Source organism: Clavibacter capsici (assembly GCF_001280205.1).
GTDB classification, from domain to species: Bacteria; Actinomycetota; Actinomycetes; order Actinomycetales; family Microbacteriaceae; genus Clavibacter; species Clavibacter capsici.
The window spans coordinates 642,425-656,785 of sequence record NZ_CP012573.1; the positions used below are offsets into that span (position 1 = coordinate 642,425).

Annotated in this window: 12 protein-coding genes; 5 read left to right on the forward strand and 7 right to left on the reverse strand. The window is 73.1% G+C overall.

Features of this window, described 5'->3' with window-relative positions; translation table 11 throughout:
• Positions 1 to 10: 10 nt before the first annotated feature.
• A complete protein-coding gene (gene purF / locus AES38_RS03230; protein ID WP_053773761.1) occupies positions 11 to 1,471 on the reverse strand; it encodes an amidophosphoribosyltransferase in 1,461 nt (486 codons plus the stop codon).
• A gap of 90 nt (positions 1,472 to 1,561) precedes the next feature.
• Here purF and purM point away from each other — a divergent pair, with 90 nt between their 5' ends.
• Entirely contained in the window at positions 1,562 to 2,671 is a 1,110-nt protein-coding gene (gene purM / locus AES38_RS03235) for a phosphoribosylformylglycinamidine cyclo-ligase (protein ID WP_053773762.1), read from the forward strand.
• Positions 2,672 to 2,806: 135 nt separating this feature from the next.
• Here purM and AES38_RS03240 read toward each other — a convergent pair whose 3' ends face one another.
• Entirely contained in the window at positions 2,807 to 3,016 is a 210-nt protein-coding gene (locus tag AES38_RS03240) for a DUF3073 domain-containing protein (protein ID WP_012037444.1), read from the reverse strand.
• Between the two features lie 207 nt (positions 3,017 to 3,223).
• On the opposite strand from AES38_RS03240, the gene AES38_RS03245 reads away from it, so the two are divergent.
• Positions 3,224 to 4,354: an FAD-dependent oxidoreductase gene (locus tag AES38_RS03245; protein ID WP_053773763.1), complete on the forward strand. Its 1,131-nt coding sequence runs from the start codon at positions 3,224 to 3,226 to the stop codon at positions 4,352 to 4,354.
• A 305-nt stretch (positions 4,355 to 4,659) separates the two neighbouring features.
• On the opposite strand, the gene AES38_RS03250 is transcribed toward AES38_RS03245, so the two are convergent.
• From AES38_RS03250 to yczE, 5 genes are all read right to left on the reverse strand, one after another.
• On the reverse strand, positions 4,660 to 5,223 hold the full coding sequence (locus AES38_RS03250) for a DUF3618 domain-containing protein (protein ID WP_053773764.1): 564 nt from the start codon (positions 5,221 to 5,223) through the stop codon (positions 4,660 to 4,662).
• Positions 5,220 to 5,639 carry a phage holin family protein gene (locus AES38_RS03255; RefSeq protein ID WP_053773765.1) on the reverse strand — a complete coding sequence of 140 codons (420 nt, stop codon included), beginning with the start codon at positions 5,637 to 5,639 and terminating at the stop codon, positions 5,220 to 5,222. Before AES38_RS03255 ends, AES38_RS03250 begins: the two co-directional genes overlap by 4 nt.
• Positions 5,636 to 6,511 (reverse strand): hypothetical protein, encoded by an 876-nt coding sequence (locus AES38_RS03260; protein WP_053773766.1) that lies wholly within the window; start codon positions 6,509 to 6,511, stop codon positions 5,636 to 5,638. The genes AES38_RS03255 and AES38_RS03260 overlap by 4 nt, the downstream gene beginning before the upstream one ends.
• A gap of 156 nt (positions 6,512 to 6,667) precedes the next feature.
• Positions 6,668 to 8,725, reverse strand: coding sequence for an APC family permease (locus tag AES38_RS03265; protein ID WP_053775641.1), 2,058 nt, complete (start codon positions 8,723 to 8,725; stop codon positions 6,668 to 6,670).
• 87 nt (positions 8,726 to 8,812) lie between these two features.
• Positions 8,813 to 9,478 (reverse strand): membrane protein YczE, encoded by a 666-nt coding sequence (gene yczE, locus AES38_RS03270; protein WP_053773767.1) that lies wholly within the window; start codon positions 9,476 to 9,478, stop codon positions 8,813 to 8,815.
• A gap of 62 nt (positions 9,479 to 9,540) precedes the next feature.
• Between yczE and yczR the strand changes: the two genes are divergently transcribed.
• The 3 genes from yczR (at position 9,541) to glgX (ending at position 14,352) form a co-directional block, all read left to right on the forward strand.
• On the forward strand, positions 9,541 to 10,989 hold the full coding sequence (yczR, locus tag AES38_RS03275) for a MocR-like transcription factor YczR (RefSeq protein ID WP_053773768.1): 1,449 nt from the start codon (positions 9,541 to 9,543) through the stop codon (positions 10,987 to 10,989).
• 191 nt (positions 10,990 to 11,180) lie between these two features.
• The gene (locus AES38_RS03280; RefSeq protein WP_053773769.1) at positions 11,181 to 12,158 is read left to right on the forward strand and encodes a trypsin-like serine peptidase; all 978 of its coding nucleotides are present in this window, start codon (positions 11,181 to 11,183) and stop codon (positions 12,156 to 12,158) included.
• A 112-nt stretch (positions 12,159 to 12,270) separates the two neighbouring features.
• A complete protein-coding gene (gene glgX, locus AES38_RS03285) occupies positions 12,271 to 14,352 on the forward strand; it encodes a glycogen debranching protein GlgX (protein ID WP_053773770.1) in 2,082 nt (693 codons plus the stop codon).
• Positions 14,353 to 14,361 lie beyond the last annotated feature (9 nt).

Genomic DNA, 14,361 nt, shown 5'->3' on the forward strand with positions numbered 1-14,361 from the left:
ACGCCCGGGATCAGCTGAGCTGCGTGCGCTCCAGCCACGACAGGTACTCGGGCGTCACGTCGCCCGTGATGTACTCGCCCGTGAAGCAGCTCATCTCGAGGTCCTCCACGCCGGTGGATCCCTCCAGGATCGCGTCGCGCATGTCCGCCACCTCCTGGTAGATGAGGTGGTCGGCGCCGAGCTCGGTCGCGATCTCGGGGATCTTCCGCCCGTGCGCGATGAGCTCCTGCCGCGACGGCATGTTGATCCCGTACACGTGCGGGTAGCGCACCGGGGGAGCGGCCGACGTGAACGTCACCTTGTTGGCGCCGGCCTGCCGGGCCATGTCGACGATCTCGCGGCTCGTCGTGCCGCGCACGATGGAGTCGTCGACGATGAGGATGTTCTTGCCCCGGAACTCCGAGCTCATCGCGTTGAGCTTCTGGCGCACCGACTTCTTGCGCTGCGCCTGCCCCGGCATGATGAACGTCCGGCCCACGTAGCGGTTCTTGTAGAACCCCTCGCGATACTCGATCCCGAGCGTCTGCGCGACCTGCATGGCCGACGGCCGTGACGAGTCCGGGATGGGCATGACCACGTCGATGTCGCCCGCCGGGCTGTGCTCCGCGATGGTGGCCGCGAGCCGGTTGCCCATGCGCAGGCGCGCGTCGTAGACGCTGATGCCGGACATGACCGAGTCGGGGCGCGCGAGGTAGACGAACTCGAAGGCGCAGGGGATGAGGCGCGGCGTCGGGTGGCACTGGCGCGCGTGCATCTGGCCGTCCATGGTGATGAACACGGCCTCGCCGGGCGCGACGTCGCGCACGATCTCGTAGCCGAGCGACTCCATGACGAGCGACTCGCTCGCCACGACCCACTCCATCCGGCCGCCCTGGAGCTCGCGGCGGCCGAGGGTGAGCGGGCGGATCCCGAACGGGTCGCGGAACGCGAGCATCCCGTGCCCGGCGATCATGGCGATGGAGGCGTACGACCCCTCGACGCGCTCGTGGACGCGCTCGACGGCGGTGAACACCTGGTCGGGATCCAGCGCCATGCCGGACACCTGCGACTGCAGCTCGTGCGCGAGGACGTTGACGAGCAGCTCGGTGTCGGAGCTCGTGTTGGTGTGGCGGCGATCCACGTGGAAGAGCTCCTGCGCGAGCTCCCGCGTGTTCGTGAGGTTGCCGTTGTGCACCAGGACGATGCCGTAGGGCGCGTTCACGTAGAACGGCTGCGCCTCGTCCTCGTCGGCGGCGCTGCCCCGCGTCGCGTAGCGCACGTGGCCGAGGCCCATGGTGCCGAGGAGCGAGCGCATGTCGCGGGTGCGGAACGCCTCGCGCACCTGGCCGCTGAGCTTCTTTACGTGGAAGGTGTTGCCCTCGGCCGTGGCGATGCCGGTGGAGTCCTGACCGCGGTGCTGCAGGAGCAGGAGGCTGTCGTAGACGAGTTGGTTGACGGGTTCGGACGATACGACGCCGACGATGCCGCACATGCTTCGGCTGACTCCTGAAGAGTAGAAGAGGTGGGGGAGTCGCCAGTCTCCCACACGGGAGCGACGCGCCCGGCCGCTACTGTGTCTCAGGTGACCACCAAGAGCTCCTATGCAGAGGCCGGCGTCGATACGGAGGCCGGCGATCTCGCGGTCCAGCTGATGAAGGAGGCCGTCTCCCGCACGCACGGCCCCGAGGTCATCGGCGGCTTCGGCGGATTCGCGGGGCTGTTCGACGCGAGCGCCCTCACGCGGTTCCGCCACCCGCTGCTCGCGACCTCCACGGACGGCGTCGGCACCAAGGTCGCCATCGCGCAGGCGATCGACAAGCACGACACCATCGGCCAGGACCTCGTCGGCATGGTGGTCGACGACATCGTCGTGGTGGGCGCGCGTCCCCTCTTCATGACCGACTACATCGCCTGCGGCAAGGTCGTCCCCGCGCGCATCGCCGACATCGTCGCCGGCATCGCGCGCGCGTGCTCGGACACCGGCACCGCGCTCGTCGGCGGCGAGACGGCCGAGCACCCCGGCCTCCTCGGGCCCGACGACTACGACGTCGCCGGCGCCGCGATCGGCGCGGTCGAGGCCGACTCCGTGCTCGGATCCGAGCGCGTCCGCGACGGCGACGTCGTGCTCGCCCTGGCGTCCAGCGGCCTGCACAGCAACGGCTTCTCGCTCGTCCGCCACATCCTCGGCGTCGCCGGCATCGGCTTCGGCGACACGTCGGCGGAGCTCGGCGGCCTCGTCGGCGAGGTGCTCCTCGAGCCGACGCGCCTCTACACGACCCCGCTGCTCGACGTGCTGGCGCAGCCCGAGCTCGGCCCGGGCGTCCACTCCCTGAGCCACGTCACCGGGGGCGGCATCGCGGCCAACCTCGCGCGCGTGCTGCCCCGCGGGTCCTTCAGCGAGCTCGAGCGCTCCACGTGGTCGCCGCCCGCGGTCTTCCGCGCGCTGGCCGGCATCGCGGGATCCACGCTCGAGAGCGCCGAGGGCACCTGGAACCTGGGCGTGGGCATGATCGCGGTGGTCGACGCCGCCGCGGCCGACGGCATCGCGCGCGCGCTCACGGCGTCGGGCATCCCCACGTGGAAGGCCGGGCGCGTGACGATCGGCGACGCCCCCGCGGGCGCCGGCTTCGAGCAGGGCGCGAAGGGCGTCGACGGCGGGGCCGTGCGCCTCACGGGCCGCTATCGCGACTGATCCCGCTCCGGCGTCAGCGGTCCGCCGCTCCGGCGACCGGCCGACGTCGCGTCGCCGACCGCCGGGCGCACGTGAACGGACCCGCCTCACCAGGAGACGGGTCCGTTTCAGCGCCGGCCTCGGCCGGCGACCGGATCAGGCGCGCTTCTGCTCGTCGCCCGGGACGTAGGCGTCCGGCTCGTCGGCGTACTCGTCCCACTTCGCGGCCTCGGCCGCGTACTGCTCGTCGACCGCCCCGTGGGTGGTCAGCTCGCGCTCCAGCTGCGTGTAGTCCACATTGGGACTGAACGACTTCAGCTCTCGCGCGATCTTGGTGTGCTTAGCTTTTTGACGGCCGCGCCCCATGCGAGACCCCCTCACGACTCAGGCCCCGACGGGCGGTGACAACGCTGGATCCAGCGGACAGGGTTGGAGAAAACCTAGGGGCTACCCTAACATGTGGCCTTCGGCGTCCCGGGCGTGTCCTCCCCGACGGGAGGTGCCACCGGCATCGTACGTGGTCGTCCCGACGCGGGGGATCCACGCGGCGGCGGGCGCTAGCCTGGTCCTCCCATGAGCCGCGAACCCGCTGAGACCCAGGTCGTGGTCATCGGTGCCGGGCAGGCCGGCCTCTCCGTCGCGTACCACCTGCAGCGCCTCGGGCTCCGCATGGGGACGGACGCCGTCGTGCTCGACCGCGGGCCGTCGACGGGCGGCGCGTGGCAGCACAGGTGGGCGGCGCTCCGCCTCGGATCCGCGCACCGGGTCGCCGACCTGCCCGGCATGTCCCAGATGGGCATCTCGTTCGAGACCGCCGACCGGCGCCTCCCCGCGCGCGACGTGGTGCGCGACCACTACGCCAGGTACGAGGAGCACTTCGACCTGCGCGTCGCGCGGCCGGTCGAGGTGCGCGCGGTGCTCGACGCCGACGCGCCGCCGCCCGCCGCATCGCGCCGTCGGGCCGCCCACCCGTCCGACGCGGCGCGTCCGCTCCTCGTGCGCGCGACCGACGGGGACCGCGTCGCGCGCCTCGTCGTCAACGCCACCGGCACCTGGGGCGCGCCCTTCATCCCCAGCTACCCGGGCCTCGGCGACTTCCGCGGGCGGCAGCTGCACACCTCGGGCTACCGGGCGGCGGCGGACCTCCGGGGCCTGCGCGTCCTCGTCGTGGGCGGCGGCACCTCCGCCATCGGCTTCCTGCTGGAGCTCGAGGGCGTCGCGGCGCGGACGATGTGGTCGACCCGGCGTCCCGTCGACTTCCTCGAGGCGGGCGAGCTCGACGTCGAGGCCGCGGTCCGCGCGGTCGACCTCCAGGACCAGGCGGCGCGGGCGGGCGAGGCGCTGCCGAGCATCGTCAGCGGGACGGGCGTGCCGCGCACCCGGCGCATCGTCGCGGGGATCCGCCGCGGCGTGCTCGCGAGCGGGGGCGCCATCGCGCGCTTCGAGGAGGACGGCGTGGTCTGGGCCGACGGCGGTCGCGACCAGGTCGACGCGGTGATCTGGGCCACCGGCTTCCGGCCGGAGATCCGGCACCTGGCGCCGCTCGGCCTCCGCGAGAAGGAGGGCGGGGTGCGCGTCGAGTCCGGGGTGTCCGCCCGGGATCCGCGGGTGTTCCTCGCGGGCTACGGTCCGCAGGCGTCCACGATCGGGGCGAACCGCGCGGGTCGGCGCGTGGCCCGGCAGGTCGTCGCGGCGCTGGGCTGAGGCCGCGGATCCGCCTGCGGACGGGGGACACGGGGGCCCGGCGTCCTTCGCGGGTACTCACGACGCGGACCCCCGCGTCGATCCGGACCTCACGGGTCGGTCCGGATGCCGTCCGACCGGCGCGCGGTGCACCGTCATCGGGGCACCGCGCGTTCCGGTCGAGTCGCACGAGCTCCCGGGGGAAAGAGTTCGTGCACTAACAACTGTACAGGCGTGTCCTCCATTTCGAGGACACGAACGGCGCGTGGCGCCGACGACGGAGGGGAGCCGACCCGACGGGCCGGCTCCCCTCCTCGTGCGGTGGATCAGCCGCGAGCTTCGTCCTGGACGGCCTGCTTGGCGTCCTGGGCGCTGCTCGTGACGTCCTGCGCGGTGGACTGCGCCTCGGACCGGACGGTCTCGGCCGAGTCGCTCGCGGTGCTCGCGACCGACTGCGCGGCCTGCTGCGCGGGCTCCTTCAGCTCGGACGCGACGTCCTTCGCCGCATCGGTCGCCTTCTCGACGAGGGGCTGCGCCTTGTCCTTGACGGTCGAGGCGAGCTCCTTCTCCTTGTCGCTCGCCGGGATCAGCGAGGCGATGAGGAGGCCGGCGCCGAACGCCACGAGGCCGAGGCCGACGGGGTTGCCCTTGGCCTTCGCCTTCGCGCCGCCCGCGGTGCCGGAGACGGCGTCGCCCACGCTGTCGCGGGCGTCGCTCGCGGAGCCGAGGACGCTGTCCTTGACGTTCGACAGGGCGCCGCGCACCTTGTCGGTCTGGCGCTGGGCCACCTTCGCGGGGGTGACCTTGTCGGCCACCGCGTCCACGTCGATGCTCAGCTCGTTCCGCGTGCGCTCGATGTCCGCACGGATCCGGTCGGGGTTGTCGCTCATCGGTCTGCCTCGTTCCTCTTCATCGCTTCGGGGATCTTCTTGACGCTGTCGGCCGTGCGGGGGGCTCCCTGCACGGTCTTCAGCTGCTTGCGGCCCTGCAGGTACATGACCAGGCCGATGACGGCCCAGATCACGGCCACGACGACCGCGGCCCAGGCCAGGTTGTCGAACCAGTAGGCGAGCCCGTACATCAGGGCGACGGACAGGAAGAACACGGCCATCAGCCCCGCGTACCCGGCGCCGCCCAGGAGGCCGGCGCCCTTCCCGGCCTTCTTGGCCGAGTCGCCGATCTCCGCCTTGGCGAGGGCGATCTCCTGCCGCATGAGCGTGGAGACGTCCTTCGTGACGTTCCCGAGGAGGTCGCCGAGGCTGGTGGTCGCGGCCTTCTCCTCGGACGGGGTGCGTCCGTCGGTCATGCGCGGGATCCGTCGGCGCGCTCGCCCGTGCCGAAGGTCTCGGTCAGCGGGTCGGTGGCGCGCGTGCGGTCGTAGAGCGGCGTGGACGCGTCCGTCGCCGGGGCGTCGTACGGTCCGACGCCGATCGGCTCGTCGGCGCTGAGCTCGGTGGGCACCGAGGCGCTCGGGGTGGGGACCGCGGGCGTGACGTAGCCCGTGGCGGCGCCCGTCGTCGTGGTGGGGGCGGCTCCCGTGGCGGCGGACGACTTCTCCGCCTCCTTCTGGTCGTGCGCCTCGCTCGTGAGCGAGCGGGTGAGCCGGCCGGCGGCGACGCCGGCGACGACCGCGAGGCCGACGAACAGGCCCGGGCGGCGTCGCGCGAAGTCGGTCACGTCCTGGAGGAGCGTGCCGGGGTCGCGGCCCTCGAGGTACGAGGCCGCGCTGCCGGCGCGCTGGGCGACCTGCGAGACGAGCTCGCTGGCGAGGCCGGTGCTCTCTGACTTGTCGCCCATCTCGCGGAGCTCGTCGCTGAGCGTGCGGAGGCTGCCGGCGGCGCGCTCCTGCTGGACGCCGGTCTGCTCGCGGAGCTGGTCCCGGGTCTGGCCGAGGAGGTCCTGCGCCTGCGACTTGACCTCGGACGCGACCTTCGAGGCCTCGTCCTTGGTGACGCCGGCGACGTGCTGGGTGCCGGCCTTCGCGTCGCCGGCGACGTTGGCCGCCTGCTCCTTCGCGGTGTCCTTGGTGCTGCTGCTGCCGGTGCCGGTGCTGCTCGCGGTTCCGATGCCCGCGCTCGGGGTCGTGCCCAGGGTGGACGCCGGGACGACGGCCGCGTACGCGTCGTCGGAGGCGTGTCCGCCGTTCGCGGGCGACGCCGGTGTGAGGTCGTTCGACATGTGGTTCCCTCTCGGTTCTCGTGGTGTTCGAGCTGCCGCAGGGCTCGGGCCCTGCGGGGCTCACGCAACTCCGAGAGGAGGGCAGTGCATAGCCCCCCTGCCGAAAAGGGGGCCCCCTAACTATTCGTGGGCAGATGCGCTATACGCGCGCCCCTGCTACGGGGTCTCGCGACCGCTCGTGTGCTTCACGGGCGTGACCGGGGGACCCGGTCGGCGCACGGCGGGACGCACCGGCTCGCCGCGTCGGTCCTGGCCGGGCACGGGCCGCGACCGGCGGCCGTAGATGAGCTCCGACGAGTCGAGCAGCCACGGGACGAGGGCCAGGGTGACGCCGTGCACGAGCAGCAGCTTCTGGCGGATCCGCCGGGCCTTGTGGTTGTGCAGCAGCGTCTCCCACCAGTGGCCGACGATGTAGACGGGCGTGTAGACCGTGATGATCTCGCTGCCGTGCTCGGCACGACGCGACTTCAGGTACTTGATGAGCGGGAAGCTGATGTCGCGGTACGGCGAGGCGACGATGCGCAGCGGCATCTCGATCTCCATCTCGACCCACTGCCGCTCGAGCAGCCTCGTGGCCTCGTCGTCGACGGAGACGTGCACCGCCTCGATGCTGTCGTGGTTGGCCGCGATGGCGTAGTCGAGGGCCTTGAGCACGGGCTTCTGCATCCGGCCGACGAGCACGACCGCGTGGTCGCCCGTGGACCCGAAGACCGTGACGGGATCGACCTCGATCTCCTTCTCGACGTCGCGGTAGTAGCGGTTCACGCCGAGCATGAGGAGGAACAGCACCGGCATGATCGCGAAGACGAGCCAGGCGCCGTGCGTGAACTTGGTGATGGTGACGACGATGAGCACCAGCGCGGTGAGCAGCGCGCCGAACGCGTTGATGGCGAGGCCGCGGATCACCTCGCCGCGGTTCGCGCAGCCCTCGCGGAGCATGCGGGTCCAGTGCACGACCATGCCCGTCTGGCCGAGGGTGAACGAGACGAAGACGCCGATGATGTAGAGCTGGATCAGCTGCGTGAGGTTCGCCTGGTAGACGACGAGGATGAGCGTCGCCCCGAGCGCCAGCAGGAGCATGCCGTTGCTGTAGACGAGGCGGTCGCCGCGCGTGAGCAGCGACTTGGGGGCGTAGGCGTCCTTGGCGAGCACGGATCCGAGCAGCGGGAAGCCGTTGAACGCCGTGTTGGCCGCGAGCAGGAGGACCGCGGCCGTGGTCGCCTGCAGGAGGTAGAACATCACGCTGCCGCCGCCGAACGTGGCCGCCGCGACCTGCGCCATGAGGCTCTTCTGCGGCTCGGTGGCGCACTCGGCCCAGCCCCGGAGGTCGCACGGGTGCTCGCCGTAGTGCACCTGCGCGATGAGCGCGAGGGTGGTGAGGCCGACGAACAGGACGATGGCGGTGCCGCCCATGATGACGAGGGTCGCCTGCGCGTTCTTGACCTTGGGGGTGCGGAACGCCGGCACGCCGTTCGAGATGGCCTCGACGCCCGTGAGCGCGGAGCAGCCGCTGGAGAACGCGCGGAGCAGCAGGAGGATGAACGCCACCTGCGACAGGCTGGGGGTGTCGACCGTGTACGCGGCGGACTCCGCGACGGGCGGGTCGCCGAGGGCGGTGCGGGCGAGGCCTACCGCGATCATCACGCCGACGCTGGCGATGAAGAGGTAGGTCGGCACGGCGAACGCCTTGCTCGACTCGCGCACGCCGCGGAGGTTGACCGCCGCCAGGAGCGCGACGAAGAACACGGCGATCTCGACGCGGAACGGGGCGATCTCGGGGATCGCGCTGATGATGTTGTCGACGCCCGAGGCGACGGAGACGGCGACCGTGAGGATGTAGTCGACGAGGAGCGCCGACGCGACGACGAGCCCCGCCTTCTCGCCGAGGTTCTTGTGCGCGACCTCGTAGTCGCCGCCGCCCGACGGGTAGGCCTTGATGAGCTGCCGGTAGCTGAGCACGACGACGACCAGCAGGATCACGACGCACGCCGCGACCCACGGCGCGAAGCTCAGGAACGCGAGCCCGCCGAGCGTGAGGATGAGCAGCAGCTCCTGGGGCGCGTACGCCACCGAGCTGAGCGGGTCGCTCGCGAAGATGGGGAGGGCCAGGTGCTTGGGGAGGAGCTGGCCCTCGAGCTTGTCGCTGGCGAGCTTCTCGCCGATGAGCAGCCGCTTGGCGGGACTGCTCTCGGGGGCCTGGGGGTCCGGAGTCACGAGCGGCAACGATACCCCGCGACATGCCCGGGTCGCGACGGCGCGGGCGCGGCCCGGGGCCCCGCTGGATCCGCGTCGCGCCGCGGACTAGCCGACGGTGGCGACGGGTCCCGTCGGGAGGGTGCCCGCCGGATCCGCGGAGGCGTCGTCGCCGCGTCGCCGGCGCCGCTCGCGGACGGGGACGGGGAGGTCGAACAGGGGGAGCGTGCGCTGGACGATCGGGCCGATCAGCAGGGCGAACGCGAGCGTGCCGAGCCCCACGTTCCCGCCCAGCGCCCAGCCGATCGTGAGCACGACCAGCTCGATCCCGACGCGCACGCGCCAGACCGGCCAGCCGGTGCGGCGGTGGATCCCCGTCATCAGCCCGTCGCGCGGCCCCGGCCCGAAGTGCGCGCCGATGTATAGGCCCGTCGCGACGCCGAGCAGGACGAGGCCCGCGGCGAAGAGCGGGATGCGGATCCAGAGCGCGTCGACCGCCGGCACCACCGCCAGCGCGACCTGCGCGCTGTAGCCCACGAAGAGGACGTTGAGGACGGTGCCCCAGCCCGGGCGCTGGCGGATGGGGATCCAGAGGAGCAGCACGAGCGCGCCGATGATGTTCGTCACCAGACCGAAGGGGAGGCCCGTGCGGAGGGTCACCCCCTGGCTGAGGACGTCCCAGGGGGACACGCCGACGGCGGCCTGGAGCATCATCCCGATGGCGAAGCCGTAGAGGAAGATGCCGACGGCGAACTGGACTGAGCGACGGAGCATGAGGGAGATCCAATCGCGGCACGGGTTGCGGGACAAGGTGCCAATCGCCAGGCTGTGGCCTCATGACCCTCCCCGGATCCGCACCTGCCGCCGTGCTCGGCCCGGCCGCCCTCACGGCGCTCCTGGGGGAGTGGAACCGGACGGGGACCCCGGCGTACCGGGCGCTCGCCGACGGGATCCGCCGGCTCGTGCTCGACGGCCGCGTGCCCGTGGAGGCCCGCCTCCCCGCGGAGCGCGAGCTCGCCGCGGCGCTCGGGCTCAGCCGCACGACCGTGGCGGCGGCCTACGCGGCGCTCCGTGCGACCGGCCACCTCGCGAGCCGGCGCGGCTCCGGCAGCGTGACGCGGATCCCGCGGCGCGCGCCCGACGCCGAGGGGGAGGGACGCGAGGTGGCCGACATGAGCCGCGCCGCCGTGCCCGCGCCGCCCGCGCTCGCCGAGGCCGCGATGCGCGCGGCGGCCAGGCTCCCGGCGCACCTCGACGGGCACGGCTACGACGTGGACGGGCTGCCCGAGCTGCGCGAGGCGATCGCGGCCCGCTACCGCGCCCGCGGCCTGCCGACCGAGGCCGACGAGGTGCTCGTGACCGTGGGGGCGCAGCACGCGATCGGGCTCCTCGCCTCCGTGCTCGTGCGCCGCGGCGACCGGGCCCTCGTCGAGCAGCCGAGCTACCCGCACGCGATCCAGGCCCTCCGCGACGCGGGGGCGCGCCTCGTCGGGGCGGGCGTCGGCTCCGACGGCTGGGACGAGGACCTGCTCGAGCAGACGATCCGCCGCACCCGGCCCGCGCTCGCCTACCTCATGCCGGACTTCCACAACCCCACCGGCCGGACCATGCCCGAGGACCAGCGCGCGCGGATCGTCGCGCTCGCCGAGGCGCACGGGGTGACGGTGGTCGCGGACGAGACGACGGCCGAGCTCGACATCGACCGGGCGACCGCGCATCCGCCGCTCGCCGTGCACGGGTCGCCGGGCGCGGTGGTGCTCGTGGGCTCGGTGGGCAAGACGGTGTGGGGCGGGCTCCGCGTCGGGTGGATCCGCGCCGGCCGCCCCCTCCTCCGCGAGCTCGTCCGCGCGCGCTCGGCCCGCGACCTCGGCACGCCCGTGCTCGAGCAGCTCGTGGTGGCCGACGTGCTGGGCGGCATGGACGGGATCCTCGCCGAGCGCCGCGCGCGCCTGCGCGAGACCCGCGACCACGTGGAGGCCGAGCTCGCCCGGCGCTTCCCCGGCTGGGAGGTGCCGCACGTCGACGGCGGGCTCGCGGTGTGGGTCGGCATCGGCGCGCCCGTGAGCACGGAGCTCGCGCTCGCCGCCCGCGCGCGCGGCCTGGCGATCACGGGCGGGAGCCGGTTCGGGCACGACGGCGCGTTCGAGCGGTTCCTCCGGATCCCCATCACGGCGCCGCCCGCCGCCACCGACCGCGCGCTCGACATCCTCGAGGACGCGTGGCGCGGGCTCGCGCCGGCGGCCGGGCTCGAGCACGACGTCGAGGACCGCTCCGTCCTCGTCTGACGCGGCGGCCGCCCTGGGGACGCGGCCGACGGCGAGGGTGCCGCGGGCGATAGCGTCCCGGCATCCGCGCGACCTCCCGCGAGCGGCGTCCGTCCCGACGTCCCGTCCCGACGGCACGTCTCGACGGCACGTCTCGACGGGCACCGCCCGGCGGAGCGTCGCGAGCCGCCCGATCCTGGAGGAAGAACACCATGCGCATCCGTCCGCGATCCACCCGCGCCAAGACCCCGGCCGCCGCCGGACGATCGCGTCACGCGTTCGCCGCGCTGGCGCTCGTCGGCGGTCTCGCCGCGGCCGGCCTCGCCGTGCCGTCCCCGGCGTCCGCCGCCGCGTCCGCCGCCGCGCCCGGCGCGACCGTCGTCCCCGCATCCGCCGACGGCGCCGCCGCGGCCGCGCACTGGACGCCCGTCGCCCGCGCGGCCGCCCTCGCGGCCGACGCGCCGTCGATCGCCGGATCCGCCTCGGCGGCGCAGGCCTCGACCATGTCCGCGTCGGACGACACGGGCACCCCGGGCGCCGCGCCGGTCCCGCACCCCGACCAGCCGTTCGTCGGCGTCCTCTTCTACGTCTCGGGCGGACGCGACCGGGCCTGCACCGCGAGCGTCGTCGACACCCCGAGCGGCGACGCCATCGCGACCGCCGCCCACTGCCTCGTCGACCGGCGCACCGGCGCCGCCACCACCCTCGCCACCTTCATCCCCGGAGCCCAGGGGGCCACGGCGCCCCACGGCATCTGGCCGGTGCGCGTCGCGGCGGTCTCCTCGTCGTGGACGACGACCGGCCGGGCCTCGGACGACGCGGGCTTCGCGCGCGTCACCGGCCCCGCGGGCGAGGTGCTCGCGGCCTCGGTGGGCGCCGCCGAGCCCGTGTTCGGGACGCCCCTCGTGCCGGCGACCGGTCAGGCGCCGCGCCTCGCGATCCTCGGCTACCCGAAGGCCGGATCCGTCGCCTCGACGCTGGAGGCATGCGCCGGCCGGCCGCAGCACGACACGGGCGGCCAGACCTCCCTCCCGTGCGCGCTCGGCACGGGCGCGGCCGGGTCGCCGGTGCTCACGGCGGCCGGCGAGCAGCGCTCCGTCGTCGCGCGCCCGTCCGCAGGACGCGGCGTGCTCCTCGCCACGTGGGGCGCGGAGGCGCAGCGCGCCCTGTCCTCTCTGCAGGGGCGGTAGTCGGGCCCCGGGCAGCGGTCCGCCGTAGCCGCCGAGCGCCGGTCTCGGACGGCTGCCTGGGGAATCCCTTTCGTGCACGAACGGGTCGGAGCGGCGCGAGCATACTGAACCGGTGACCATCGACCTCCCTCCCATCAGCCGTTCCTACATCAGCCGCCCGTACCCGCTCGGCGCGACCGTCATCGCCCGCGACGGAGGGCTGCCCAGCGGCCTGAACGTCGCCGTGTACTCCGAGACCGCCGAGGCGGTGGAGGTGTGCGTGTTCGACGACGACGGCACCGAGACCCGCACCCGCCTCTCCGAGCGCACCGGCCACGTCTTCCACGGCCTCGTCGAGGGCGCCGGCATCGGCACCCGCTACGGCCTCCGCGTCCACGGCGAGTGGGACCCGTCCCGCGGCCTCCGCCACAACCCCGCCAAGCTCCTGCTCGACCCCTACGCCATCGCGATCGAGGGCCACCCCACCTGGGGCGAGGACGTCTTCGCGCACACCTTCGACGACCCGTCCGCCATGCACGAGGCCGACTCCGCCGCGTCCATGCCCCGCTCCGTCGTCGCGGACCGCCGCTTCGACTGGGAGGACGACGAGGCCCCGCGCACGCCGTCGGACGAGACCGTCATCTACGAGGTCCACGTGAAGGGCTTCACCGAGCGGATGGAGTCGGTGCCCGAGGAGATCCGCGGCACGTACGCCGGCCTCGCGCACCCCTCGGCCATCGAGTACCTCACCGACCTCGGCGTCACGAGCGTCGAGCTGCTCCCGGTGCACCACTTCATGCAGGACTCGCACCTCGAGGAGAAGGGCCTCCGCAACTACTGGGGCTACAACTCCATCGGCTTCCTCGCGCCCTACTCCGACTACAGCTCCGCGGGCGACGGCGGGCAGCAGGTCGCCGAGTTCAAGGAGATGGTGAAGGCCCTGCACGCCGCGGGCCTCGAGGTGATCCTCGACGTGGTCTACAACCACACCGCCGAGGGCAACCACATGGGCCCGTCGCTGTCGCTGAAGGGCATCGACAACGCCTCCTACTACCGGCTCGTGGAGGGCGACGAGGCGTCGTACTTCGACACGACCGGCACCGGCAACAGCCTCAACGTCGGCCACCCGGCCGCGCTCGCGCTCATCATGGACTCGCTCCGCTACTGGGTCGAGGAGATGCACGTCGACGGCTTCCGCTTCGACCTCGCCACGACGCTCACGCGCCAGGACGGCGACGCCGAGCTGCACAGCGCGTTCCTCACCCTCATCCACCAGGACCCGGTGCTCGCGCCCGTGAAGATGATCGCGGAGCCGTGGGACACCGCCGGCTACCAGGTCGGCGGCTTCCCCGCGGACTGGTCGGAGTGGAACGGGAAGTTCCGCGACGACGTCCGCGACTTCTGGCACAGCGGGCAGAACGTCCTCGGCGCGCTCGCCCAGCGGATCACCGGCAGCCCGGACGTGTACGAGTCCGGCCGCCGCTCGCCGCTGTGCAGCGTGAACTTCATCACGGCGCACGACGGCTTCACGCTCGCGGACCTCACCGCCTACGACGAGAAGCACAACGAGGCCAACGGCGAGGACAACAACGACGGCGAGAGCGACAACCGGTCGTCCAACGCCGGCGTCGAGGGACCCACGGACGACGCCGAGGTGAACGCGATCCGCGACCGCCAGCGCCGCAACATGCTCGGCACGCTCCTGCTCTCCTCGGGGATCCCGATGGTGCTCGGCGGCGACGAGATCGCGCGCACGCAGGGCGGCAACAACAACGCCTACTGCCAGGACAACGAGATCTCCTGGTTCGACTGGGAGAACGCGGACCGCGAGCTGCAGGACTTCACGCGGAAGCTGATCCGCCTGCGTCGCGGCAACCGGGCGCTGCGCCCCATCTGGTTCCGCGGCGACGACGTCGAGGGCCAGGAGGAGGCCGTGCGCTTCATCCGGGCCGACGGCCAGACGCTGGACCCGGAGGACTGGGAGGACCCCAACGCCTTCAGCATCGGCGTGATCATGAAGGGCCGTGACAGCGACGCGTTCTTCGTCGCGTTCAACGCGGCCGAGGGCCCCGTCGAGTTCCAGCTGCCCGAGGGGCTCGGCGTCTCGTGGCACCTCGCGATCTCGTCGGACTCCGAGCAGAACACGGACGAGGACGCGACGAGCATCCTCGTGCGCGACCGCTCCTTCACGGTGCTGCGGGCCGCGCGCTCCTAGCCGCACCCG

Coding starts and splice junctions, on each gene's coding strand:
- purF (WP_053773761.1), bottom strand. CDS start 1,471: ATGTGCGGCATCGTCGGCGTCGTATCGTCCGAACCCGTCAACCAACTC.
- AES38_RS03240 (WP_012037444.1), bottom strand. CDS start 3,016: ATGGGGCGCGGCCGTCAAAAAGCTAAGCACACCAAGATCGCGCGAGAG.
- AES38_RS03245 (WP_053773763.1), top strand. CDS start 3,224: ATGAGCCGCGAACCCGCTGAGACCCAGGTCGTGGTCATCGGTGCCGGG.
- AES38_RS03250 (WP_053773764.1), bottom strand. CDS start 5,223: ATGAGCGACAACCCCGACCGGATCCGTGCGGACATCGAGCGCACGCGG.
- AES38_RS03255 (WP_053773765.1), bottom strand. CDS start 5,639: ATGACCGACGGACGCACCCCGTCCGAGGAGAAGGCCGCGACCACCAGC.
- AES38_RS03260 (WP_053773766.1), bottom strand. CDS start 6,511: ATGTCGAACGACCTCACACCGGCGTCGCCCGCGAACGGCGGACACGCC.
- yczE (WP_053773767.1), bottom strand. CDS start 9,478: ATGCTCCGTCGCTCAGTCCAGTTCGCCGTCGGCATCTTCCTCTACGGC.
- yczR (WP_053773768.1), top strand. CDS start 9,541: ATGACCCTCCCCGGATCCGCACCTGCCGCCGTGCTCGGCCCGGCCGCC.
- AES38_RS03280 (WP_053773769.1), top strand. CDS start 11,181: ATGCGCATCCGTCCGCGATCCACCCGCGCCAAGACCCCGGCCGCCGCC.